Origin of the sequence: Buttiauxella izardii, assembly GCF_003601925.1 — a bacterium.
GTDB classification, from domain to species: Bacteria; Pseudomonadota; Gammaproteobacteria; order Enterobacterales; family Enterobacteriaceae; genus Buttiauxella; species Buttiauxella izardii.
Window position 1 is genome coordinate 1 of the sequence record NZ_QZWH01000047.1, and the last position, 25,078, is coordinate 25,078.

The window sequence follows — 25,078 nt, forward strand, 5'->3', positions numbered from 1 at the left end:
CAAGCTGCGCTACTCGCCGAAATACTGCTTTTACTTCTTATTACTTAACTTAGAGATGGTGCGAAGAGAGGGACTTGAACCCTCACGTCCGTAAGAACACTAACACCTGAAGCTAGCGCGTCTACCAATTCCGCCACCTTCGCAATATCACTAAATTAATGGGGTGGCTAATGGGACTCGAACCCACGACAACTGGAATCACAATCCAGGGCTCTACCAACTGAGCTATAGCCACCACTGTAAATCTTTTCGCGCGGTCTTCTTTCTAAGAAAGTTGAGCCGCCGCAGCTCCAGCGCCATTCAAATAATGGTGCGCCCGACAGGATTCGAACCTGAGACCTCTGCCTCCGGAGGGCAGCGCTCTATCCAGCTGAGCTACGGGCGCATAGCGCCGTTGCGGGGTCGGATATTACGGGCTTCATGCTCACCTGTCTAGTGCTTATTTAAATAAAATGCGCATTTGGTTATGCTTTGCACATTCTGATGATTATACAGCCAAATCTACCCGCTAAACTCGCTTTATCTCTGCAAAAGCGGCCGCTTACAGGCGACCGGTATAATGCCAGGCCAGATAACGCAGCAGCTTTATTTGGCGCGTAATGCGGCTCGGTTGCGACAATAAACGATATAACCACTCGAGCCCGAGGTTTTGCCAGACCTTTGGCGCACGCTTCACATGACCGGTGAACACATCGTAAGTGCCACCCACGCCCATATACAGCGCATCCGGGTAGACCTTGCGGCAGTCGCGCATAAAGATTTCCTGCCGGGGAGAGCCCATCGCCACCGTGACTATCGACGCACCGCTGTCGCGAATACGTTCGAACAAAGCGGCTTGTTGCTCCGGCTTAAAGTAACCGTCCTGGCTACCGACAATATTGACCTGCCACTGCCCACGGAGTTTGGCTTCAGTTTGTGCCAGTATTTCTGGCTTGCCGCCAATGAGAAATACCGGCGTGCCTTCCTGCCCGGCGCGTTGCATCAAGGCTTCCCAGAGATCGGCTCCCGGGACTCGCGACACCACGGCCCCCGGAAACTTTTTACGAATCGAGCGCACAACGCTAATGCCATCTGCATATTTGTATTCTGCATTTTCGATTAACGTCCGCACTTCTTGTTCGCGTTCGGCGGCAAGGATTTTCTCGGCGTTAATCGCCACCAGCGTTCCGCTACGCAGCGAGCCACCTGCGTAGAGATAGTCCAGAGCATGTTGCATATCGCGCCAGCCCAGGAGCGCCAGGCCGCGAATCGAATAAGACGGAGCGGTAGTGAGCTCGTTCATGATATTCCTTGTGATGCATTTTGGGAGTCGGTGATCACCCTCGGCGAGCGGCGCAGCCGTTGATGTATCAATCCCGCACTATCAAATAACCAGTAAAGTAGTTTTGCGAACAGCAGACAGGCACCAAAGACCACAATGAAAAACACCACGCGAGATACGAAGGAATCCAGTCCCTCTCGCGCCAGCACAATCATGTTAAAGATGGCCCCAAAGCAGAAGCTATGCAAAATGGCGGCTTTGTATTTATTGGTTTCACGATTGCCCAAATCGTATAACCAGTCGAACCATTTGATAATCAGCCCCACCACCACCGCACCCAACGGGATAAACCACACGCCACCCATCACCACCAGCGAACCGATTAACGTCGGTGAAATCGCCAGCCCTGAATGGTTGTTGAGGATTTCCCAGGTAAAGTAGTTCGCGCTATTCAGGACGATGCCCGGACGACTTGGCCAGAGCCAGGTTGGGATAAAGACATAGAAATCACGCACTATTGGCGCCAGGCCCTGGAATTCGATTTTGTCGTAATTTTGCAGCAACAGCCCCAGGTTTTCCCACGGTGAGAAGGTGTCGCGCGTCAGATACAAGAAGGTGTAAAACGCTTCATCGCCACTCACATTCATGCCGTAGCGCTTTAACGCCAGCCAGAACATACCGACGATGCCAAACACGCCCGCCGCCGCCAGCATCCACAATGAAATCCAGCCGCGAATAATACCGATGAACAAGAAGATGGCGAACGCGATGATGATATTGGCGCGCGTGCCGCCAACAATCATGTAAGTCAGCAAACCAAATGCCACGGTGCTGACCAGGAAGAACATCCAGGCGCGGCCATCCTGCTTGAGGAAATAGACCACCAGCATTGCCGGAATAAAGAAGTAGAAGAAGCGTTTTAGCGCAACGCCGGACACTTCGCTGGAGAATATCTGGCTGTATGAATGCAGCTTAAACAGCAAAAAGCCGTTGTGCATAAAGAAGATGCCAACACTCACTAACGCTACTACAGCCAGCATCACCCACGTCAAATGTGTTTCAACGCGGTTCATCGTAAACACAGGACGCAGCACCGTGTTAGCTCGTTTTTCTCTCAGGCGGGTTTTGTAGGCAACGTAGTAAATGCCATAGAAACAGACGGCAGCGAGTTGCGCTTGTAGCAAAACGTCTGCCGGGACGACCGTCACCCCGAAGCGGAACACCAGCGTGCAGGTGAACGGGAAGCCAAAGAAAAACGTCAGCAGATACAGCAGCGAGAAGAAGACATTAAAGTTGAAACGTACCTTGCGGAATTCCTGGTACGTCAAAATGCCAATGAACATCACCGAGACAAACCAGACCACAAACAAACCGCTAAATTGCAGCAAACTCATGCGGTTTCTCCTGATGCGATATCCAGCGCCCGTTTCCAGCCATCAATGTAATTAGGATTAAAGAAGGCAATTTGCTGCTTATCGAGTAAGCGTAGCTGTCGTTGCGCTTCACGCACAGTCCGCTCATCCAGCGGGTCGCCGGTAAACAACACTGGGATGTGCTGCTCCGTCATATCCTGCCAGAAAGGATTTTTACGGCTTAACACGCAAGGAATGCCAGCCTGAATCAGCAGGCAAAGTGTGCCGATTCCCTGCTGGCGGTCAAAAATGAAATAGCCAAGGTCACACTGACGCAACATTGCCAGGTAATCATCAAACGCCATTTTTTCCGTCAGGATTTGCAGGTTTTCTTCGCTGAACAAGGTGCGGCCAGCCTGTTGAACTTCGCTGATGTAAGCCTCGTTGTTCGCGGGATAACCCATCGGCACCACCACGCGCACCGTATCGCCAAACTGAGCGTGAATCGCCTTCAGCGCCGCAATATGCTGGTTGCTCAGATCGCCTGAATTCCCCACCAGCAGCGTCATTTTGCCACCTGGTTTTTGCTCAACGCTCATGTCATTCAACGTTGGGTCCATGCGCGTCGGGAAATAGATGAGTTCACTGGCAACTGAAGGATGGCGCTGATGGAAATAGTTCAGGTCACCGCGGGTCGCAAACACGCGCCCCACTCGCCCCTGCGCAATACGGCGCAGCAGGTAAAACGCCCTGAATTTGAGGCTTTTCGAGGCTTCGTAAAGATCCGCGCCCCAGATATGCCAGTTCACTTGGGCGGGTTTTAAAGCGCCCGTCAGCAGAGCAATCCACAGCGCGCTATTGAATTGGCCGTGGAAGAAAAAACGTTGTTGACGATTGGCGCGGGCTTTTTCAATCACGGCCTGCGCCAGCGCTTTTTTAGTCGGATAAATCGTTACTGCAAGCGCGGGAAAATCCGACAGCATTGAGTCGTTTTTTGACACCACCATAAACTGGCGGGCGTGCGGATTCGCGGTAGCCAGTTCGTCATTGAAGAACCGCAGTACCGTTTGATTATGATGCGGGATATCCGATCCCAAAACGTGAATCAGTGTCGTCATGCTCGTCTACGATAAATAAGGAAAACGCTGCAACAGAGCGTGAAGTAAATGATGTACGTCGCCATATAAGCCTGCGCCGCGCCGAGCGCGCCATGCGCCGGTATAAGCCAATGTGAAAAACCGGTCAATAATGCAAACTGGCTGATTTCAGTCAAAATATAGAAGCGAAGCGAGGCTTTGGCTATTACCAGATAACCGAATACGTAAGAGCCAACTTTTAATACATCGCCCACTAACTGCCAGGCGAAAAGATCGCGCATCGCCATAAATTTATGCGAGAAAAGCAGCCAGATGGCGAAGTCACGTAACAGCCAGACGGTGAAACTCGCTAGCGCGACAGCGGGCAGCACAAATTTCAGAGAGCGGACAATTTCGCGGCTGATGTCTGTTTTATGGGTCAGTCGAGAAAGCGTTGGCAACAAATAGACGCTAAACGAAGCGGTAATGAATTGCAGATAGGCATCAGAAATACTGCTCACGCCCTGCCAGATTCCGACATCATCCCAGCTGTAGTGCGCGGCGAGCAAGTTACGCATCATCACATAAGCGACTGGCAGCGTTACTGAGGTAATTAGCGCCATGATGGTGAATTTGCCAAGGCTGCTGGCGTAGACTTTTTCCCACTGTGGTTTCAGGTAGCTCAGCGGAATATGCTCGCGGCGCACCATCATAAACCCAGCGGGAATAACGACTAACGCAGGGACTAACGCCAGCCCGAGCAGCGCGCCCTGATAACCACCGAGTCGGTAACAAAGGTAATAAGCCAGTACGCCAATCAGGCTGCCGCCGATCAGCGCCAGTGCGTTACCCGCTGCATCACGAAATCCTTTCATGATGGCCAGCGACAAGTTCGCCCAGGCAATACCCATTTGCACCAGCGCGACCAGCCGCACCAGGCCCTGGTAATTTTCATGCCCAAACAGGCCAAGGCTAATCGGCTTAGCGGCGACGACAAAAATAACGGCTAATAACGTTGAGAAGCCCAACACCATCGCTGACGAGGTGCCAATGACTTTACGCAGTTCATCAGGTTGATCGTGATATTGCGCGACGTATTTCGTCACGCCGTTAAAGATGCCCGCCCCGGCGAGCACGCCTAAAACAGTGACCATCTGGCGGAAGTTTCCCGCCTGCCCGACGCCACTTGGCCCGTATGCCACAGCCAGCAGTTTCACCACCAGCAAGCCAGCAGCAATTTTTACCAGCGTGGACCCTGCGGTCCACACTGAGGCTTTCGCGAGTGACATATCAGGAGAAGAAGCTTAACAACGTATTGATAACAGTACGCTGGTTCGCGGGAGACAAGTTATAGAACAGCGGCAGGCGCAGCAGGCGCTCACTTTCTTGAGTTGTAAAACGGTCTTCGCCGTGGAAGTAACCAAACTTCTCACCAGCCGGGCAATCATGCAGCGGAATATAGTGGAACACCGCCATAATTTCGGCTTCTTTCAGATAGGCAATCAGCGCGCTGCGATCGTCGATATCGCGCAGTTTGATATAAAACATATGCGCATTTTGCACACAGTCTTTTGGAATGGAAGGCAGTTCGATACGCCCGGCTTTTGCCAGCGGAGCCAGTGCGTCGTAGTACGCATGCCACAGTTTCAGTCGCTGCTGGTTAATCTTTTCAGCCGCTTCCAGTTGCGCCCAAAGATACGCAGCTTGCAGATCCGCCATCAGGTAGCTTGAGCCAATATCGCGCCAGGTGTATTTGTCCACTTGCCCACGGAAGAACTGGCTGCGGTTGGTGCCTTTCTCGCGAATAATTTCTGCGCGCTCGATAAGTGAAGCATCGTTAATCAGCGTTGCCCCGCCTTCACCGCCAGCGGTGTAGTTTTTGGTTTCATGGAAGCTAAAGCAACCAATGTGACCAATAGTCCCTAACGCGCGACCCTTGTAAGTCGACATCACGCCTTGCGCAGCATCTTCTACAACGAAGAGTTTGTGCTTAGTGGCAATCGCCATGATGGTGTCCATTTCACAGGCAACACCCGCGTAATGAACCGGAACAATCGCCCGCGTTTTCTCGGTGATAGCCGCTTCAATCAGCTTTTCGTCGATGTTCATGGTGTCCGGGCGAACATCCACAAAAACGATTTTAGCCCCGCGCAACACAAACGCATTGGCTGTCGAAACAAAGGTATAGCTCGGCATGATCACTTCATCACCGGCCTGGATATTTAGCAGCAGCGCAGCCATTTCCAGCGAGGCGGTACAAGACGGCGTCAGCAGCACTTTTTTGCTGCCAAAACGGTGCTCCATCCATTGCTGGCAACGACGCGTGAAACCGCCGTCGCCACAGAGCTTGCCGCTACCCATCGCAGCCTGCATGTATTCGATTTCCGTACCTACTACTGGAGGAGCATTAAATGGGATCATGTTTTCACCTGTATAACCAGAAGGCGGTGCTTTCAATATTGGCACCGCTTTGAATATAACGTCGCAGAGCAGCAGTATTGCTGGTTTGCGTAGCCACTCGCAGTGTTGGTAAACCGCGTTGCTGGCACCAGGAACGGGCGGCATTCATTAACTGCTCTCCGACCCCACGCCCCGCTAACAAGCCAATTCGGGCTTCATTGTCATTTAGCTGACGCATGCTCACAAAGCCTTGTATCAAATCACCCTTTTTCAGCACCAGACACTCATGGTCAAAAGTGCCGAGCACCGCGTTCTCAATCCACTGGGCGTAAAATCGGCCACTGTCTGCGGGCTGATACCACGGGGTACGGAAGCGGCTTTGTGTGAATGTTTTCGCGGCTAAATCCCGCAACGCAGGAATATCGGCGTGGGTTGCAAGCAGCAGATTAGAAGCAGCATTTTGCGTGCCAACTGTCAGTACAAGATCGACTTCACCTTCAACCAGCTTAAAGCCGAGTTGCTGCAAGCCATCAAGCAGAGCGGTTTGTTGCCCTGGGATTTTGGCCTGCACGCGAGAATAGGCGTCAAGTTGTTCGGGAGTCAGCAAAGGCGCATCGTCTGTGAAACGAAGAATTGCGCTATTCACCGCAAAAAATTGATTCTCCCAGTTAAGAGTCTCAATTCTTGCGTGAACAGGGATAGATAAAAGCGTCATTGGCTTTATCAGCGTCTGGCGTGGATTAGCGCCAGACTCCTTTGGTGTCAACAATCCAGCGTTGCTGAACTTGCTCACCCGCGATGGCTTTAAATGCCTGGTGATCAACTAACATCACCAGTACATCAGCCTGCGCGAGGGCTTCATCGGTAGTGGCTAATTCACAATGCCCGACCAGCTTTTTCGGCAGCTCATGAATGTTTGGCTCAACCGCCAGTGTTTTGCCGCTATGCCAGGCACTGAGCAACTCAGCGATTTCCATGGCCGGGCTTTCACGCAGGTCATCAATATTAGGCTTAAAGGCCAGCCCAAAGCAGGCAATCGTAATTTCACTGGCCCGCTTGCCCGTTTCTGCCAGACAATCAGCAACCGCTGCTTTCACCTGGTTAATCACCCAGTGAGGCTTGCCGTCGTTAACTTCACGTGCAGTACGAATCAGTTGTGCTTGTTCCGGGTTCTGCGCCACGATAAACCACGGGTCCACCGCGATGCAGTGCCCGCCAACACCAGGCCCTGGCTGGAGAATATTGACGCGCGGATGGCGGTTCGCCAGGCGAATCAGTTCCCAGACGTTAATCCCTTGATCGGCACAAATCAGCGAAAGCTCGTTGGCAAAGGCGATATTCACATCGCGGAAGCTGTTCTCGGTGAGTTTGCACATTTCTGCCGTGCGGGAGTTCGTTACTACGCACTCCCCTTCCAGGAAGATTTTGTACAGTTCGCTTGCGCGTGCGGAGCAAACTGGCGTCATGCCGCCAATCACACGATCGTTCTTGATGAGTTCGACCATCACCTGGCCTGGCAACACTCGCTCAGGGCAATAGGCGACGTTGATATCTGCCGCTTCACCCGCCTGATGAGGGAAAGTCAGGTCCGGGCGCAACTCAGCCAGCCACTGTGCCATTTGCTCGGTTGAGCCAACTGGAGAGGTGGATTCAAGAATGACCAGTGCCCCTTTTTTCAAAACCGGGGCGATAGACTCGGCAGCCGCTTTCACGAAAACCATATCTGGTTCATGGTCGCCTTTGAATGGCGTGGGTACTGCAATCAAATAAGCATCTGCTTCAACGGGCTGGGTGCTGGCGCGTAAAAACCCGCCTTCCACCGCTGTTTTAACCACCTTATCCAGATCTGGCTCAACAATATGAATAGCACCACGATTGATGGTGTCTACTGCATGCTGATTGATATCTATACCGACGACGTTTTGCTGTTTCGAAGCAAAAGCGGCTGCGGTCGGTAATCCGATATAGCCAAGACCAATCACAGAGATGGTTGCAAAACTCATTGTTGTGTCACCTGATTCTTTTTCAATGCAGCCAAAATTTGTTCACAAGCTTTGCCATTCCCGTAAGGATTATGTGCCCGGCTCATGACTTCATATTCATTTTCGTCATTCAGTAAACGTGTCACCTGGCGGACGATTTCTTGAGTGTCCGTACCGACTAAACGAACGGTGCCTGCATCGACTGCTTCAGGGCGTTCGGTGGTATCACGCATGACCAACACTGGCTTGCCGAGTGATGGCGCTTCTTCCTGGATACCGCCCGAATCCGTGAGGATCAGATAAGCCTGGTTCATCAAATAGACAAACGGCAAATACTCCTGCGGGTCAATCAGCACCACGTTTTTGACATCGCCAAGAATACGGGTAACAGGCTCACTGACATTCGGGTTCAGGTGAACAGGGTAAACAATCTGCACATCACTGTTTTCTTTAGCAATTTCAGCCAGTGCATGGCAGATACGTTCAAAGCCGTTACCAAAGCTTTCCCGGCGATGGCCGGTAACCAAAATCAGCTTTTTGCTGCTATCCAGGAACGGATGACACTCCGCCAGAGAACTGCGCAAATTGTCATCGGCAAGCACGCGGTCGCGGACGGAAATCAACGCATCAATCACGGTATTGCCGGTGACGAAGATTTTGTTGTCGCTGATATTTTCGCGTAGCAAGTTCTGTCGGGAATTTTCTGTCGGCGCAAAATGATACATCGCCAGATGCCCGGTAATGGTTCTGTTCGCTTCTTCAGGCCATGGAGAATACAGATCGCCGGTTCGCAGACCCGCTTCAACATGCCCGACAGGAATACGCTGATAAAAAGCAGCCAGACTGGTGGCAACGGTGGTCGTGGTATCACCATGAACCAGCACCACATCAGGTTTAAATGACTCAAGTATCGGCTTTAATCCCTCGAGAATGCGGCAGGTAATTTCCGTCAGTCCTTGCCCCGGCTTCATGATGTTTAAGTCATAATCCGGCTCGATAGAAAATAGATTCAGCACTTGATCCAACATCTCGCGATGCTGTGCTGTCACGCAGACTTTTGCGTCAAAAAACGCGTCTTTTGCCAACGCTTCAACCAGAGGAGCCATTTTAATAGCCTCCGGACGCGTGCCAAAAACAGTTAACACTTTCACAGCAATTCTCTTTTGTTAAAAATGGTGAAGGCCGTCCATCGAGCCTTCACCGGGTAAGGGCGTTATAGAAATTTTGGACGGCGGGCTAATGCCACACCAGCACCAATCAGGGCCCCAACCATACCCCACATGATCAGCAAGAACACCCGGCGCGGGCTATCACGCTTCACAGGTTCTTCAGGGGTACGTAAATAGCGGTAGGTTTGGAAGCGAGCATCGAGCGTTGGCCCGACGTTCAGCGTCGACAACATGGCACGATTCTGGTCATAGTCGATGTCATAGTTTGGGCCTACTGCTTGCAAGCTTTCAAGACGTGCTTGCAACATTGGGCGTCCTAACATGAACATTTCAGAATCGGGTAACTCATCGGCAGGAACTTCTGTTTCACTTTTAGCAATATTTTGCTGCTGCGCAATCTTCAGCGCTTGTTCAACACTGTGTACTTTGCGGTCGTAAATGGCCTTAGCAACCGCTTCCTGGCGTTTGACTTGCGCTTTCATCTGAACAGTGCGAGCAGACCAGGCACCTGTTAACTCTTCGTTAAGATGGCTAGCCGCACGCTGGCTGGCAAAGGCGACATATTGACGCAGCAAGTTATTGGCATCAGGCGCAGTTTCAGCGATTAGCTTCACGCTATCACTGGTGTTACGCGCGATATCGCCAGCAGTAAACTGAATATTATCAACCAGCTCGTCTAACAATGCGGCATCCGCTTTGCTGTTGCCGACCTGGCGCTGTTTGTAATAATCAGTCTGTAACCAAAAATCACGGCGCGTATCGTAGGCTGACAGCTGCATGACAAATTCTTTGTAAGCTTCATCCATCACCGAAGGCTGATCAACCGGCGACATGTTAGCTCTGAGGTCAAGATTACGCAGGAACTGCTGCTGCGAATAATATCCACCCAACATATTGACTGTTGGGCGATCGGTAATCGCGTTCGCACTCCACTCTTGCTTGGCAAAGAAAGTGTAAATCAGCGCAACGGCAGCAAACAAAACCGCCATTCCAACAATCCATAACTTCCCTTTCCACAGTGTCCGGAATAAACCACGAATGTCCAACTCGTTGTCTACCATCCCCGGGTTATTTCCTGGCACGTTTTGTTTCATCACTTCCCCAATTACTTTCAGAATTAAGAAATGCTGCTGCTGTTTCTACGTTGCCGACGTTTATGACGTCTTATAAAACGCGCCACTTTCCAGGCCCGCTTGATGCAATAATCATACAGAACAAATGCAAGCAAGAATAATGCCAACATTACCCACTCGGGTACAATTGAAAAATACTCAGCTATGACACCTATGCTTGCTAACAGTGCCGCAGCGAGTGTAATCAATGCAAATGCCTGCCGGGAAGTGAATCCCGCTCTCATGATAAGATGATGAATATGTTGTCGATCGGCTGAGAATGGACTTAGCCCTTTGCGAAGTCGACGGTACATGATAGCAATCATATCCATCAAGGGAATCGCGAGTATCCATAATGCAGTCACAGGGCTAACCGGATGAGCATTTCCCTGTGTAGTTTGCAGCAACATCCAAATTAGGGTAAATCCAATAAAAGTACTTCCCGCATCGCCCATAAAAACTTTATACCGGCGTCCAAGAACACCGAGGTTAAGCAAGATATAAGGAAGGATGGCTGCGATCATGGCGAAGCACCACATCGCTTGACTGATTTGTCCATCAAATAGGAGGATAATGCCAAGTGCAGCAAATGATACGCTTGATAGCCCACCTAGAAGACCATCAATACCATCAACCATATTAAATGCATTAATCGCTGCCCATACGGCAAATAACGTTACAATATAACCAAAGGGCCCAAGCACAAACTCCCAGGATCCCAGGATGTAGCCAAAATTTGCAAGGTAGAGGCCCGCATATGCCATCATGACAACAGCAACCAGCGCCTGTGTGACCGCACGAAATTTCACACTAATGTCAAAACGATCATCAAGCGCCCCAACAAATACTAAAACGCCAGCACAGCCCAAATAAAGGCGAGCATGCGGAATATAGTAGCTGGAAGACAACCAGGAAATTAAAAACGCAAAACAAATACCCGCATATACAGAAATCCCGCCCACCAACGGGATCAACCCCTGATGCCTCTTGCGATAATTAGGTCTATCCACTAAGCCTACTTTCTTCGCCCCTTTACGGGCAAAAAATAAGAAGACGACAGTGAAAATAAAGACAAGGATGAGGTCAGTACTCAGACTGAGTAGGTTCACAATAAACGGCTCTCTGCAAAATCATGCAAATAATCAAAGCAAAAAACATACCAAAAATAGTCTTGGTCAATTTTTTTTACAGCATTTGTGAAATCATAAACGTTTTGACGTTGACCACAAGCCACTAAGCTACAAAAAATATGTAACCTTCGGCTGATAACTATGGATTATATCTTAGAAAAGAAAAACGCCACGACTAAGCGTGGCGTTCCCCGAGTTTTTGTTGCTTACGAGCGCTTCATCATATCGAAGAAGTCTTCGTTGGTTTTCGTCATCGCCAATTTGTTGATGAGGAATTCCATTGCATCAATCTCACCCATTGGGTGGATGATTTTACGCAGGATCCACATTTTCTGCAGTTCTTCCTGAGTCGTGAGCAACTCTTCTTTACGGGTACCTGAACGATTATAGTCGATAGCAGGGAACACGCGCTTCTCAGCGATTTTACGCGCCAGATGCAGTTCCATGTTGCCGGTGCCTTTAAATTCTTCGTAGATAACTTCATCCATTTTAGAACCGGTATCAACCAGAGCCGTTGCGATGATAGTCAGGCTTCCGCCCTCTTCCACGTTACGAGCTGCGCCGAAGAAGCGTTTTGGACGATGCAATGCGTTAGCATCCACACCACCAGTCAACACTTTACCGGATGCCGGTACAACGGTGTTGTACGCACGCGCCAGACGAGTGATGGAGTCGAGAAGAATGATAACGTCTTTCTTGTGCTCAACCAGACGTTTCGCTTTCTCGATAACCATTTCGGCAACCTGAACGTGACGGGATGCTGGTTCATCAAAGGTAGAAGCAATCACTTCACCTTTAACCAGACGCTGCATCTCGGTCACTTCTTCAGGACGTTCGTCGATCAGCAGAACCATCAACACACAATCTGGGTGGTTGTAGGCAATGCTAGTTGCGATATTTTGCAGCAGCATGGTTTTACCGGCTTTTGGCGGTGCCACAATCAGGCCACGCTGGCCGCGACCGATTGGCGATGCCAAATCAAGCACGCGAGCGGTTAAGTCTTCGGTAGAACCATTACCACGTTCCATGCGTAAACGAGAGTTAGCATGCAGCGGGGTCAAGTTTTCAAACAGGATTTTGCTACGCGCGTTTTCCGGTTTGTCATAGTTAACTTCGTTTACTTTCAGCAGAGCAAAGTAACGCTCACCTTCTTTCGGTGGGCGAATCTTACCGGAGATAGTATCCCCTGTGCGGAGGTTGAAACGGCGGATTTGGCTGGGAGAAACGTAGATGTCATCAGGACCGGCAAGGTAGGAGCTGTCTGCAGAGCGGAGGAAACCAAATCCGTCCTGCAATATCTCCAGCACACCGTCACCAAAGATATCTTCGCCACTCTTCGCGTGTTGCTTCAGGATGGAGAAAATAATGTCCTGCTTGCGCATACGGGCTTGGTTTTCCAGCCCCATATTTTCGCCGAGAGTAATCAGCTCAGAAACCGGCGTATTCTTTAATTCGGTAAGATTCATAATGGTGGGTTCTTAAACTCGGGGTAAATCTCGAACATGTATCGTGAATGGTATGGCAGGATCATCCATGCCTGTTTAATGGCGACCACCACATGTCTTATCGCTGTCTGGTCATAGGAAAAACGCAGAACTGAAACGACACGACGGAATGGGTGATATGCCCGAAATCGATTATGCGACCTGATGTTCACTGTAAAACAGCGTCTTAGTGAAAGTTAACTGGAAGCATTGGGTATTACAAAGATTCAAACTACAAGACAAGTTCAAAATGCAGTAAAAGTAACTTAGCATGACTGACGCCGGGCGTCCAGCAGCTCACAAAAAATTGCGAACCCGCACGCACCGGCTGAGATTCCATTATGCCAGATTAGCGTCGAGGAACTCTTTTAACTGGCCTTTAGACAGCGCACCCACTTTGGTCGCCGCCACTTCACCGTTCTTGAACAGCAACAGAGTTGGGATACCACGGATACCATATTTTGGTGCCGTGCCCGGGTTCTGATCGATGTTCAGTTTAGCAACGGTCAGATTGCCCTGATATTCATCAGCGATTTCATCAAGAATCGGGGCGATCATCTTGCATGGACCACACCACTCTGCCCAGAAATCAACCAGGATCAACCCATCAGCTTTTAGCACGTCCGTGTCGAAACTGTCGTCAGTCAGGTGAATAATTTTATCGCTCATGTTCTACTCCGCAGGATTATGTCTACCTTGTTGGTGTAGCATTAACCAACCCAGGGTGACTTTATTTCACCCCGTTTATTTCAACGGATGTGCTTTCGTAAAGCAATAGTAAACTGATATTCTACCAAACTATGAGCAAAACACATTTGACCGAACAGAAGTTTTCCGACTTCGCCCTGCACCCTAAGGTGATTGAAGCCCTTGAAAATAAAGGGTTCCATAACTGCACCCCAATTCAGGCACTGGCACTACCGCTGACACTAGCGAATCGTGACGTTGCAGGGCAGGCGCAAACCGGTACTGGCAAAACGATGGCGTTTTTAACGTCAACGTTCCATTATTTACTCTCTCACCCGGTTCCAGAGAATCGCCAGGTGAACCAGCCGCGTGCATTAATTATGGCACCGACTCGTGAACTGGCCGTGCAAATTCACTCTGACGCAGAGCCACTAGCACAATCGACCGGCCTGAAACTCGGCCTGGCATACGGTGGCGATGGCTACGATAAACAGCTTAAAGTGCTGGAAAGCGGTGTTGATATTCTTATCGGCACAACGGGCCGTCTGATCGATTACGCAAAGCAAAACCACATTAACTTAGGCGCAATTCAGGTTGTGGTTCTGGATGAAGCCGATCGCATGTACGATCTGGGCTTTATTAAAGATATTCGTTGGTTGTTCCGTCGCATGCCGCCGGTGACTCAACGCCTGAACATGCTGTTCTCCGCCACATTATCTTACCGTGTGCGTGAACTGGCGTTCGAGCAGATGAACAACGCGGAATATGTGGAAGTTGAACCGGAGCAAAAAACCGGTCACCGTATTCAGGAAGAGCTGTTCTACCCTTCTAACGAAGAGAAAATGCGCCTGCTTCAGACGCTTATCGAAGAAGAGTGGCCAGACCGCGCAATCATCTTTGCTAATACTAAACACCGTTGTGAAGATATCTGGGGTCACCTAGCCGCTGACGGGCATCGTGTCGGCCTGTTAACAGGCGATGTTGCTCAGAAAAAACGTCTGCGTATTCTTGAAGAATTCACCCGTGGTGACCTCGATATTCTGGTTGCAACTGACGTTGCAGCGCGTGGCTTACACATTCCATTAGTGACTCACGTGTTCAACTACGATCTCCCGGATGATTGCGAAGACTACGTTCACCGCATTGGCCGCACGGGTCGTGCTGGCGAAAGCGGTCATTCCATCAGTCTGGCATGTGAAGACTACGCGCTGAATCTGTCCGCTATTGAAACCTACATCGGTCACTCAATCCCGGTCAGCAAGTACAAAACTGAAGCACTGTTAAGCGAACTTCCTCCACCGAAGCGTTTGACTCGCGCCCGTCCGGGTAACGGTCCGCGCCGTAATGGTGGCGCACCCCGTGGTAATCGCCGTCGCACAGGTTAAATAATTTATGCTCAGCTCCACCTCACTGTATGCTGCAATAGATTTAGGCTCGAATAGCTTTCATATGTTGGTTGTACGTGAGGTGGCAGGGAGCATACAAACCCTTGCACGGATTAAGCGAAAAGTCCGCCTGGCTGCGGGTTTAAGCAAAGATAATACGCTTTCACGTGAAGCAATGGAGCGCGGGTGGCAATGCCTGCGCTTGTTTGCTGAACGTCTCCAGGATATCCCCCAGCCCCAAATTCGAGTGGTCGCCACCGCAACTCTCCGTCTTGCCACTAATGCCAATGAATTCATTGAGCAAGCTGAAAAAATCCTTGGCTGCCCGGTGCAAATTATTCAAGGCGAGGAAGAAGCACGTCTGATTTATCAGGGTGTTGCCCACACGACTGGTGGAGCGGATCAACGCTTAGTGGTTGATATCGGCGGAGCCAGTACCGAACTGGTGACGGGAACCGGTGCGCAAACTACCGCTCTCTTTAGCTTATCAATGGGTTGCGTGACCTGGCTTGAACGTTTCTTTAGTGACCGAAACTTAGCAAAAGAAAACTTTGATGATGCGGAGGCCGCAGCAAAAGAAGTGCTTCGCCCCGTTTGCGATCGGTTAAAACATCATGGTTGGAAGGTGTGTGTCGGTGCCTCCGGGACTGTACAAGCCTTGCAAGAAATCATGATGGCGCAGGGAATGGACGAGCGAATTACGCTGGCAAAGCTCCAGCAATTAAAGCAAAGAGCCATTCAATGCGGGCGTCTTGAAGAGCTGGAAATCGAAGGCTTAACGCTAGAAAGAGCGCTGGTATTTCCAAGTGGGCTGGCGATTTTGATCGCAATCTTTGAAGAGTTATCAATAGATTGTATGACACTAGCCGGTGGCGCATTGCGCGAAGGCCTGGTGTACGGAATGCTTCATTTAACCGTTAATCAGGAAATCCGCAGCCGCACGGTGCGTAATATTCAGCGCCGTTTTATGGTCGATACCAGCCAGGCAGAACGTGTCCAACAACTGGCTCAGGCTCTTGCAAATCAGGTCGCAGCTGCATGGAACCTGACGCCGCTCAGCATTGAAATGCTTAACAGCGCCGCTTTGCTTCATGAAATTGGCCTGAGTGTTGATTTCAAACAAGCGCCGCAACACGCCGCTTATCTGGTCAAGAACCTTGATCTGCCAGGCTATACGCCCGCGCAGAAGAAACTGCTGGCGACGTTGATGCTGAACCAGACCAACCCAGTTGACCTCTCTTCTCTCCACCAGCAAAACGCCGTACCGCCGCGTATTGCCGAAAATATTTGCCGCCTGTTACGGCTGGCTATTATTTTTGCCAGCCGCCGTCGCGACGATATCTTGCCTGAAATCACGTTGAGTGTGGAAGGTGAGAACTTGCAACTTGAGCTGCCTGAAAAGTGGCTAGAATGCCACCCTCTTGGTGCGGAATTACTTGAGCAAGAAAGCCTGTGGCAAAGCTATGTCCACTGGCCTTTGACGATTAAGTAACTTAGCTTTTACGCGCTTTTGCCAGCATTTCACGGATGTTGGCAACATTACTCTGCCCTTTGTTCATCCTTTCTTCCGCCGATACCACTTTGCGTTCGGTTTCCCACTGCAAATCATCTTGCGGTAATTCCAGCAAGAAACGGCTCGGCTCCGGGCGAATCAATTCGCCATATTGGCGACGTTCTTTGCACAGCGTAAAAGTCAGCTCCTTCTGGGCGCGAGTGATCCCCACGTAAGCCAGGCGACGCTCTTCGTCTATATTGTCTTCATCAATACTGCTCTGATGCGGAAGAAGCCCCTCTTCCATTCCCACTAAAAATACATACGGGAACTCCAGCCCTTTTGAAGCATGCAGCGTCATCAACTGAACCTGATCGGCTTCTTCGTCGCTTTCGCCGCGTTCCATCATGTCGCGCAGCGTGAAGCGTGTGACCACTTGCGTTAACGTCATCGGATCGTCAATTTCCGACCCTTCCAGCATTTCCGTCATCCAGCTAAACAGCGTGTTGACGTTCTTCATGCGCATTTCGGCGGCTTTCTGGCTTGGGGACGTTTCGTACAGCCAGCTTTCATAATCGATACCGTGAATCAAATCACGCACGGCGGCAATCGGTTCACGTTCAGCTAAAGTCGCGACATCGCGAAGCCAGTGAGTAAAGCGCTGGAGCGACTCAAGGCCGCGCCCGTTTAACGTCTGGCTCAGACCCATATCGAAACTGGAGTGGAACAGACCTTTATTGCGTTGCATCGCCCAGGTTCCGAGCTTTTGCAACGTCGCCGGGCCAATTTCACGCTTCGGCGTATTCACAATCCGCATGAATGCGCTGTCATCATCTGGGTTGGTGAGCACGCGAAGATAAGCCAACAGATCTTTGATTTCAGGACGCGAGAAGAACGAGGTGCCGCCAGAGATCCGATAAGGAATGCGGTTCTGCATCAGCATCTTTTCAAACACGCGGGACTGGAAATTCCCGCGATACAAAATGGCGTAGTCTTTGTAGTTGGTTTTATTGATAAAGTGATGGGCAATCAGCTCGCCAGTGACTCGCTCTGCTTCATGATCTTCGCTGTTCGCCGTCACCACTTTTAATTCCGTACCGTATCCCAGTTCAGAGAAAAGACGCTTTTCAAAGACGTGCGGGTTATTGGCGATGAGGATGTTTGCTGCCTTCAGAATGCGCCCGGATGAACGGTAGTTCTGCTCAAGCTTTATCACCTGAAGTGCCGGGAAATCCTGGCTTAGCAAAACGAGGTTTTGTGGCCGCGCACCGCGCCAGGAGTAGATCGACTGATCGTCATCACCCACCACGGTAAATCGTGCCCGCGCACCGACCAGCAATTTCACCAGTTCGTACTGGCTGGTGTTGGTATCCTGATATTCATCCACCAGCAAATAGCGGATGCGATTTTGCCAGCGCTCTCGCACTTCTTCATTGCGCTGTAAAAGCAGCGTCGGCAGCAAAATCAGGTCGTCAAAATCCAGCACGTTGCAGGATTTCAAATGCGCATCATACAGGCCGTAGCAATGAGCAAAAATTCGATCACGTTCACCTTTAGCCTGAGCTGCTGCCTGCGACGGCGTCATCAGATCGTTTTTCCAGTTTGAGATCGTCGAGATCAGCTGCTGCAATAACGTCTTATCGTCTTCGAGCAAACCTTCGGTCAGCTCTTTGAGCAAGGCCGTCTGGTCGGTGTCATCAAACAAGGAGAAATTAGATTTCATCCCCAACGCGGCATATTCACGCTTAATAATCTCAAGTCCCAGGGTGTGGAAGGTTGAGATCAGCAAACCTCGAGCTTCTTTGCGCCCCAGCGTTTGGGCCACACGCTCTTTCATCTCACGGGCTGCTTTATTGGTGAACGTAACAGCCGCGATATGGCGTGCCTGATATCCACATTCACGAATCAGGTAAGCCATTTTATTGGTGATGACGCGTGTTTTGCCCGAGCCAGCGCCCGCCAGGACCAGGCAGGGTCCAGTTACAAATTCGACGGCTTGTTGTTGGCCAGGGTTTAAACGCATAAGGTCGCTCAGTGAAAATGGGGTAGTAGATATTTCCCCACAGTAATTGGAGGTACAGGAAGGCGGCAACTGAGCGAATCCCCGGGAGCATAGTGAACTATGTGACTGGGGTGAGAGAAGGCAGCCAACGCATCTGTAGCTTCAATTACGAAGGGGAAAATAGCGTGGTAGTATAGCGAGCGTAATCCATTTGACTCAAGGCACTATCATGGCAAAAACCGCGGCAGCATTGCATATCCTTGTTAAGGAAGAAAAACTGGCCCAGGAAATTCTGGCTCAGCTTCAGAATGGCGGCGATTTCGAAAAGCTGGCTAAAAAACACTCCACCTGCCCTTCAGGCAAAAAAGGGGGTCACTTAGGTGAATTCCGCCAGGGCCAGATGGTTCCGGCGTTCGATAAAGTGGTGTTCTCCTGCCCGCTGCTGGAGCCATACGGCCCGCTGCACACGCAGTTCGGTTACCACATCATCAAAGTGTTATACCGCAATTAATCAAAATGGCCTTCTCCGCAAAGAGAAGGCCATTTTTGTTTGCTCCCTCTCCACGCGGGAGAGGGACGGGGTGAGGGCACCAGACGGCTCGATTAACCCGCTACAGCGATACGCTTCATATCTTTCATATAGCCGCGCAGTTTCTTGCCTACGGTTTCGATTTCGTGGTTGCGAATCGCTTCGTTCACGTCACGCAGTTGTGCGTTATCAACCGCAGCCGCCGGGATTTCTTTACCCAAATCGCCAGCTTGCAGAGTGGTCATGAACTCTTTCAGCAATGGAACCGCCGCGTAAGAGAACAGGTAGTTGCCGTACTCAGCGGTATCGGAGATAACCACGTTCATTTCGTACAGGCGCTTACGAGCGATAGTGTTCGCAATCAGCGGCAGCTCGTGCAGTGATTCGTAGTAAGCAGATTCTTCGATAATGCCCGCATCAACCATGGTTTCGAATGCCAGCTCAACGCCCGCTTTCACCATCGCAATCATCAGAACGCCTTTGTCGAAGTACTCTTGCTCAGAGATTTTACCGTCGAACTGTGCCGCGGTTTCGAACGCAGTTTTGCCAGTTTCTTCACGCCAGGTCAGCAGGTTTTTATCGTCATTGGCCCAGTCAGCCATCATACCGGACGAGAATTCGCCGGAGATGATGTCGTCCATGTGTTTCTGGAACAGCGGAGCCATGATGGTTTTCAGTTGCTCAGACAGCGCATAAGCACGAATTTTGGCCGGGTTGGACAAGCGGTCCATCATCAGCGTAATGCCGCCTTGTTTCAGCGCTTCGGTGATGGTTTCCCAACCAAACTGAATCAGTTTTTCTGCGTATGCCGGGTCAGTGCCTTCTTCCACCAGCTTGTCGAAGCACAGCAGAGAACCCGCTTGCAGCATACCGCACAGAATTGTTTGCTCGCCCATCAGGTCAGATTTCACTTCGGCTACGAAGGAAGATTCCAGAACACCTGCACGGTGGCCGCCCGTTGCTGCTGCCCACGCTTTAGCGATCGCCATACCCTCGCCTTTCGGATCGTTTTCCGGGTGAACCGCAATCAGCGTCGGTACGCCGAAACCACGTTTGTATTCTTCACGTACTTCAGTACCTGGGCATTTTGGCGCAACCATCACAACGGTGATGTCTTTACGGATTTGCTCGCCTACTTCAACCACGTTGAAGCCGTGGGAGTAGCCCAGCGCTGCGCCATCTTTCATCATTGGCTGAACCGCTTTAACGACCGCTGAGTGCTGTTTGTCCGGCGTCAGGTTAACAACCAAATCCGCCTGAGGGATCAGTTCTTCGTAAGTGCCAACTTTGAAACCATTTTCTGTCGCTTTACGCCATGAAGCACGTTTCTCAGCGATAGCTTCTGCACGCAGAGCGTAAGCCACGTCCAGACCGGAATCGCGCATGTTCAGACCCTGGTTCAGACCTTGCGCGCCACAACCGACGATGACGACTTTTTTGCCTTTGAGGTAGCTTGCTTCATCGGCGAATTCTGCACGCCCCATGAAACGACATTTACCCAGTTGCGCCAACTGCTGACGCAGGTTCAAAGTATTGAAATAGTTAGCCATCGTGGTGGTACTCCGTAATTGTTGTGTTGTGCTTTGTAAGGTTCGCCAGCCGTGTCTTGCTTGCGATAATGAACTCACTATATGACAGGAAATGCGTTGCTTAAATTGATATATTAACAACGTGACGTTGCAATTTATGCAACGTAAAAACGAGGGCTGATCACCATGGATTTGCGCGACCTTAAAACGTTTCTTCATCTCGCAGAAAGCCGCCATTTTGGGCGCAGCGCGCGTGCCATGCACGTCAGCCCATCGACGCTTTCTCGCCAGATTCAGCGTCTTGAAGACGATCTGGGTCAGCCTTTGTTTTTACGCGATAACCGCACCGTGACGTTGACCGAAGCCGGTGAGCAGCTCAAACAATTCGCCCAACACACGCTGTTGCAGTATCAGCAAATGCGCCACACCATCGGCCAGGAAGGGCCGTCGCTGACTGGTGAACTGCATCTGTTTTGTTCGGTAACCGCCGCCTACAGTCATTTACCCCCGATTCTCGACAGATTCCGTGCGGAACATCCCAATGTGGAGATCAAACTGACGACCGGTGATGCCGCCGATGCGGTGGAAAAAGTGGATTCTGACGAAGCCGATCTCGCTATTGCCGGGAAGCCAGAAACCTTGCCGCCGGGCGTCGCATTCTCGATTCTGGATAATTTATCCGTCGCGCTTATCGCCCCAGCATTACCGTGCCCGGTTCGGGCGCAGGTCAATCAGCCCGATCCCGACTGGGCAAAAGTACCGTTTATTTTGCCGGATCAAGGCCCGGTGCGTCGTCGAATTGAGCTGTGGTTCCGCCGCCAGAAAATCAGCAACCCGTTTATTTACGCGACGGTTGCCGGGCATGAAGCGATGGTTTCGATGGTCGCACTCGGCTGTGGCGTGGCGTTGATCCCTGAAATCGTGCTGGAAAATAGCCCGGAACCAGTGCGCAACCGCGTGCAAGTTCTGGAGCGCAACGATGAAGCGACGCCGTTCGAGCTTGGCGTTTGCGTACAAAAAAAGCGGCTCAATGAGCCGCTTGTGCATGCGTTCTGGAAATTACTGCCGGGTAGCCACTAACCCGCGAGGAAGAAGCGGAACGCCGGATTGCTCGTTTCGTCGTGGCAATCGTAGCCCAGCTCGTTAAGGCGGGTTTCGAAGTCTGGCTCATTCTCGCCCAGCTCAAACGCCGCCAGCACGCGACCATAATCGGTGCCGTGGCTGCGATAATGGAACAGCGAAATGTTCCAGTGCGTGCCTAACGTTTGCAGGAATTTCAGCAAAGCGCCCGGAGATTCCGGGAATTCGAAACTGTACAGTCGCTCGCGCAGTGGTTTGGACGGACGCCCGCCCACCATGTAGCGCACGTGCAGTTTCGCCATCTCGTCATCAGACAAATCAACAACGCCGTAACCGCCTTCGTTAAGCAGCGCGATAATTTCCTGGCGTTCTTCCACACCGCGAGTCAGACGCACACCCACGAAAATGCAGGCTTCTGAAGAACTCGAATAGCGATAGTTAAACTCGGTGACCGAGCGCCCACCTAATACCTGACAGAATTTCAGGAAGCTGCCTTTCTGTTCAGGAATCGTTACTGCCAACAACGCTTCACGCTGTTCGCCAAGCTCGCAGCGCTCTGAAACGTAACGCAGACCGTGGAAGTTGACGTTCGCGCCAGAAAGCACGTGCGCCAGGCGCTCGCCGCGAATCTGATGCTGCTGGATATACTTTTTCATCCCCGCCAGCGCCAGAGCGCCAGACGGTTCAGCAACCGCACGTACATCCTCGAACAAATCTTTCATCGCCGCGCAAATCGCATCGCTATCCACGGTGATGATGTCATCGAGATATTCCTGGCACAGACGGAAAGTTTCATCGCCAATGCGCTTAACCGCCACGCCTTCAGCAAACAAACCTACACGTGCCAAATCTACCGGCTTGCCCGCATCTAACGCCGCTTTCAAACAGGCTGAATCTTCCGCTTCAACGGCAATCACTTTGATTTGCGGCATGAGCTGCTTAATCAAAACCGCCACACCTGCCGCCAGGCCGCCGCCGCCAACCGGTACGAACACGCGGTCGATATGCGCATCTTGTTGCAGCAGTTCAAGCGCCAGCGTGCCCTGCCCGGCAATCACCGCCGGGTGGTCGAACGGTGGTACGTAAGTGAAACCTTGCTGCTGCGAAAGCTCGATGGCTCGGGCCTTCGCTTCGTCAAAGTTTGCACCGTGCAACAGCACTTCACCGCCAAATGCCCGCACGGCATCGACTTTGATGTCCGCCGTCGTAACCGGCATGACGATCAACGATTTGATGCCCAAACGCGTGGAGGAAAGCGCGACGCCCTGCGCGTGGTTGCCCGCAGAAGCGGTAATCACGCCGCTGGCTTTTTGCTCGCTGTTCAGTCCGGCAATCATCGAGTACGCGCCGCGCAGTTTAAAACTGTGCACTGGCTGGCGGTCTTCACGCTTCACCAGAATCACGTTATCCAGGCGCGAAGAGAGCTTTTCCATCTTTTGCAATGGCGTGACCTGCGCGACTTCATAAACTGGCGCGCGCAGGACGGCTCGCAGATATTCCGCCCCGCAAGGGGCGTCGGGTAGCGGTTGTGACTCGGCCATCGTTAGCCTCCAAGCTTACTTTTGTCGCGCACCGCACCTTTATCAGCACTGGTGGCAAGGCTTGCGTAAGCGCGCAAGGCAAAGGAAACCTGGCGTTCACGGTTGCGAGGAGTCCAGGCTTGCGCACCGCGAGCCTCCTGCGCTTCACGACGCGCCGCCATTTCTTGATCGGTCAATTGCAGTTGGATTCCACGGTTCGGGATATCAATCGCAATCATGTCGCCATCTTCAATCAGTGCAATGTTGCCGCCGCTTGCCGCTTCCGGAGAAACGTGGCCAATTGAAAGCCCGGACGTACCGCCAGAGAAACGACCATCGGTGACCAGCGCACAGGCTTTGCCCAGGCCCATTGATTTCAGGAAGGTCGTCGGATAGAGCATTTCTTGCATGCCCGGCCCGCCTTTAGGCCCTTCGTAACGGATGACAACCACGTCGCCCGCAACAACTTTGCCACCAAGGATCGCTTCAACCGCATCGTCCTGGCTTTCGTAAACTTTAGCCGGGCCACGGAACACCAGGCTTTCGTCGTCCACGCCTGCCGTTTTCACGATACAGCCGTTTTCAGCGAAGTTGCCATATAGCACCGCTAATCCACCATCCTGGCTGTAGGCGTTTTCTTTCGAACGGATACATCCGCCCGCGCGGTCAACATCCAGAGAATCCCAACGGCAGGATTGTGAGAACGCTTTTGTGGTACGGATACCCGCCGGTCCTGCGGAGTACATGCTCTTCACGCTTTCGTCTTGAGTCAGCATGACATCGTACTGTTCCAACGTTTCAGGCAGAGTCAGACCCAGCACGTTTTTCACGTTGCGGTTCAACAGCCCTGCGCGATCCAGTTCGCCGAGGATAGCAATGACGCCACCTGCACGGTGCACATCTTCCATATGGTATTTCTGGGTACTCGGCGCGACTTTACACAGCTGCGGAACTTTGCGAGAAAGCTGGTCGATATCGGTCATAGTGAAGTCGATTTCAGCTTCCTGAGCCGCAGCCAGCAGGTGCAGAACGGTGTTGGTTGAGCCACCCATCGCGACGTCCAGCGTCATGGCATTTTCGAACGCTTCTTTACAGGCGATGTTACGCGGCAGAACACTTTCGTCGTCTTGCTCGTAATAACGTTTGGTCAGAGAAACGATGCGTTTACCGGCATTGAGGAACAGATCTTTACGGTCAGAGTGGGTCGCCAGCAGCGAACCGTTCCCCGGCTGAGACAAGCCCAGCGCTTCGGTCAGGCAGTTCATGGAGTTGGCGGTGAACATACCGGAACAAGAACCGCAGGTTGGACAGGCGGAGCGTTCAACCTGATCGCTTTGCTCGTCGCTCACTTTCGGGTCAGCGCCCTGAATCATCGCATCGACCAGGTCGAGTTTGATGATTTGGTCAGACAGTTTGGTTTTCCCGGCTTCCATCGGGCCGCCGGAAACGAAAATGACCGGAATGTTCAGGCGCAAAGAGGCCATCAACATTCCTGGGGTGATTTTGTCGCAGTTGGAGATACAAACCATCGCATCGGCACAGTGTGCGTTGACCATGTATTCCACGGAATCGGCGATCAATTCGCGGGACGGCAGAGAATAAAGCATGCCGCCGTGGCCCATAGCGATGCCGTCATCAACGGCGATGGTGTTGAACTCTTTAGCAACGCCGCCGGAGGCTTCGATTTGTTCGGCAACCAGTTTACCCAAATCGCGCAGGTGAACGTGGCCGGGTACGAATTGGGTAAAGGAGTTTACTACCGCAATAATTGGCTTGCCGAAATCGTCATCGGTCATCCCTGTTGCGCGCCACAATGCGCGGGCACCCGCCATATTACGGCCATGGGTGGTGGTGGCTGAACGGTACTTAGGCATGCTGATTTACTCCA

20 protein-coding genes and 3 tRNA genes are annotated in these 25,078 nt (G+C 51.6%); 4 read left to right on the top strand and 19 right to left on the bottom strand.

Annotated elements, in window-relative coordinates:
- Positions 1 to 56: 56 nt before the first annotated feature.
- The 15 genes from D6029_RS18285 to trxA form a co-directional block, all read right to left on the bottom strand.
- Positions 57 to 143 (bottom strand) — tRNA-Leu (locus D6029_RS18285).
- A gap of 16 nt (positions 144 to 159) precedes the next feature.
- Positions 160 to 235: transfer RNA gene (locus tag D6029_RS18290), tRNA-His, on the bottom strand.
- A gap of 73 nt (positions 236 to 308) precedes the next feature.
- Positions 309 to 385, bottom strand: a tRNA-Arg gene (locus D6029_RS18295).
- A gap of 156 nt (positions 386 to 541) precedes the next feature.
- A complete protein-coding gene (gene wecG, locus D6029_RS18300) occupies positions 542 to 1,282 on the bottom strand; it encodes a lipopolysaccharide N-acetylmannosaminouronosyltransferase (protein WP_120066164.1) in 741 nt (246 codons plus the stop codon).
- Positions 1,279 to 2,655 (bottom strand): ECA oligosaccharide polymerase, encoded by a 1,377-nt coding sequence (wzyE, locus tag D6029_RS18305; protein WP_120066165.1) that lies wholly within the window; start codon positions 2,653 to 2,655, stop codon positions 1,279 to 1,281. Before wzyE ends, wecG begins: the two co-directional genes overlap by 4 nt.
- Positions 2,652 to 3,731, bottom strand: coding sequence for a TDP-N-acetylfucosamine:lipid II N-acetylfucosaminyltransferase (locus tag D6029_RS18310; RefSeq protein WP_120066166.1), 1,080 nt, complete (start codon positions 3,729 to 3,731; stop codon positions 2,652 to 2,654). The genes wzyE and D6029_RS18310 overlap by 4 nt, the downstream gene beginning before the upstream one ends.
- Entirely contained in the window at positions 3,728 to 4,978 is a 1,251-nt protein-coding gene (gene wzxE / locus D6029_RS18315; protein ID WP_120066167.1) for a lipid III flippase WzxE, read from the bottom strand. The genes D6029_RS18310 and wzxE overlap by 4 nt, the downstream gene beginning before the upstream one ends.
- Position 4,979: 1 nt before the next feature.
- The gene (rffA, locus tag D6029_RS18320; protein WP_120066168.1) at positions 4,980 to 6,110 is read right to left on the bottom strand and encodes a dTDP-4-amino-4,6-dideoxygalactose transaminase; all 1,131 of its coding nucleotides are present in this window, start codon (positions 6,108 to 6,110) and stop codon (positions 4,980 to 4,982) included.
- A 4-nt stretch (positions 6,111 to 6,114) separates the two neighbouring features.
- Positions 6,115 to 6,789 carry a dTDP-4-amino-4,6-dideoxy-D-galactose acyltransferase gene (gene rffC, locus D6029_RS18325; protein WP_120066185.1) on the bottom strand — a complete coding sequence of 225 codons (675 nt, stop codon included), beginning with the start codon at positions 6,787 to 6,789 and terminating at the stop codon, positions 6,115 to 6,117.
- Between the two features lie 40 nt (positions 6,790 to 6,829).
- Positions 6,830 to 8,092 carry a UDP-N-acetyl-D-mannosamine dehydrogenase gene (gene wecC, locus D6029_RS18330; RefSeq protein ID WP_120066169.1) on the bottom strand — a complete coding sequence of 421 codons (1,263 nt, stop codon included), beginning with the start codon at positions 8,090 to 8,092 and terminating at the stop codon, positions 6,830 to 6,832.
- On the bottom strand, positions 8,089 to 9,222 hold the full coding sequence (wecB, locus tag D6029_RS18335) for a non-hydrolyzing UDP-N-acetylglucosamine 2-epimerase (protein WP_120066170.1): 1,134 nt from the start codon (positions 9,220 to 9,222) through the stop codon (positions 8,089 to 8,091). The genes wecC and wecB overlap by 4 nt, the downstream gene beginning before the upstream one ends.
- Before the next feature lie 62 nt (positions 9,223 to 9,284).
- The gene (gene wzzE / locus D6029_RS18340; protein ID WP_120066171.1) at positions 9,285 to 10,334 is read right to left on the bottom strand and encodes an ECA polysaccharide chain length modulation protein; all 1,050 of its coding nucleotides are present in this window, start codon (positions 10,332 to 10,334) and stop codon (positions 9,285 to 9,287) included.
- A 23-nt stretch (positions 10,335 to 10,357) separates the two neighbouring features.
- The gene (wecA, locus tag D6029_RS18345) at positions 10,358 to 11,461 is read right to left on the bottom strand and encodes a UDP-N-acetylglucosamine--undecaprenyl-phosphate N-acetylglucosaminephosphotransferase (RefSeq protein WP_120066172.1); all 1,104 of its coding nucleotides are present in this window, start codon (positions 11,459 to 11,461) and stop codon (positions 10,358 to 10,360) included.
- Between the two features lie 227 nt (positions 11,462 to 11,688).
- Positions 11,689 to 12,948 carry a transcription termination factor Rho gene (gene rho / locus D6029_RS18350; RefSeq protein WP_034492237.1) on the bottom strand — a complete coding sequence of 420 codons (1,260 nt, stop codon included), beginning with the start codon at positions 12,946 to 12,948 and terminating at the stop codon, positions 11,689 to 11,691.
- A 357-nt stretch (positions 12,949 to 13,305) separates the two neighbouring features.
- Positions 13,306 to 13,635 carry a thioredoxin TrxA gene (gene trxA / locus D6029_RS18355; RefSeq protein WP_034461718.1) on the bottom strand — a complete coding sequence of 110 codons (330 nt, stop codon included), beginning with the start codon at positions 13,633 to 13,635 and terminating at the stop codon, positions 13,306 to 13,308.
- A gap of 131 nt (positions 13,636 to 13,766) precedes the next feature.
- Between trxA and rhlB the strand changes: the two genes are divergently transcribed.
- Both rhlB and gppA read left to right on the top strand, forming a co-directional pair.
- Entirely contained in the window at positions 13,767 to 15,038 is a 1,272-nt protein-coding gene (gene rhlB, locus D6029_RS18360) for an ATP-dependent RNA helicase RhlB (RefSeq protein ID WP_034461719.1), read from the top strand.
- A gap of 7 nt (positions 15,039 to 15,045) precedes the next feature.
- A complete protein-coding gene (gene gppA, locus D6029_RS18365) occupies positions 15,046 to 16,530 on the top strand; it encodes a guanosine-5'-triphosphate,3'-diphosphate diphosphatase (RefSeq protein WP_120066173.1) in 1,485 nt (494 codons plus the stop codon).
- 1 nt (position 16,531) lies between these two features.
- On the opposite strand, the gene rep is transcribed toward gppA, so the two are convergent.
- Complete coding sequence (rep, locus tag D6029_RS18370) at positions 16,532 to 18,553, bottom strand: DNA helicase Rep (protein WP_120066174.1); 2,022 nt, start codon at positions 18,551 to 18,553, stop codon at positions 16,532 to 16,534.
- Between the two features lie 208 nt (positions 18,554 to 18,761).
- On the opposite strand from rep, the gene ppiC reads away from it, so the two are divergent.
- Entirely contained in the window at positions 18,762 to 19,043 is a 282-nt protein-coding gene (gene ppiC, locus D6029_RS18375; RefSeq protein WP_064541590.1) for a peptidylprolyl isomerase PpiC, read from the top strand.
- Between the two features lie 92 nt (positions 19,044 to 19,135).
- On the opposite strand, the gene ilvC is transcribed toward ppiC, so the two are convergent.
- Complete coding sequence (ilvC, locus tag D6029_RS18380) at positions 19,136 to 20,611, bottom strand: ketol-acid reductoisomerase (protein ID WP_120066175.1); 1,476 nt, start codon at positions 20,609 to 20,611, stop codon at positions 19,136 to 19,138.
- Positions 20,612 to 20,776: 165 nt separating this feature from the next.
- Between ilvC and ilvY the strand changes: the two genes are divergently transcribed.
- Entirely contained in the window at positions 20,777 to 21,670 is an 894-nt protein-coding gene (gene ilvY, locus D6029_RS18385; protein ID WP_120066176.1) for an HTH-type transcriptional activator IlvY, read from the top strand.
- Here the strand turns inward: ilvY and ilvA are convergent.
- Positions 21,667 to 23,211 carry a threonine ammonia-lyase, biosynthetic gene (gene ilvA / locus D6029_RS18390; RefSeq protein ID WP_120066177.1) on the bottom strand — a complete coding sequence of 515 codons (1,545 nt, stop codon included), beginning with the start codon at positions 23,209 to 23,211 and terminating at the stop codon, positions 21,667 to 21,669. The two genes, ilvY and ilvA, sit on opposite strands and share 4 nt — an antisense overlap.
- A 2-nt stretch (positions 23,212 to 23,213) precedes the next feature.
- A complete protein-coding gene (ilvD, locus tag D6029_RS18395; protein WP_120066178.1) occupies positions 23,214 to 25,064 on the bottom strand; it encodes a dihydroxy-acid dehydratase in 1,851 nt (616 codons plus the stop codon).
- Positions 25,065 to 25,078 lie beyond the last annotated feature (14 nt).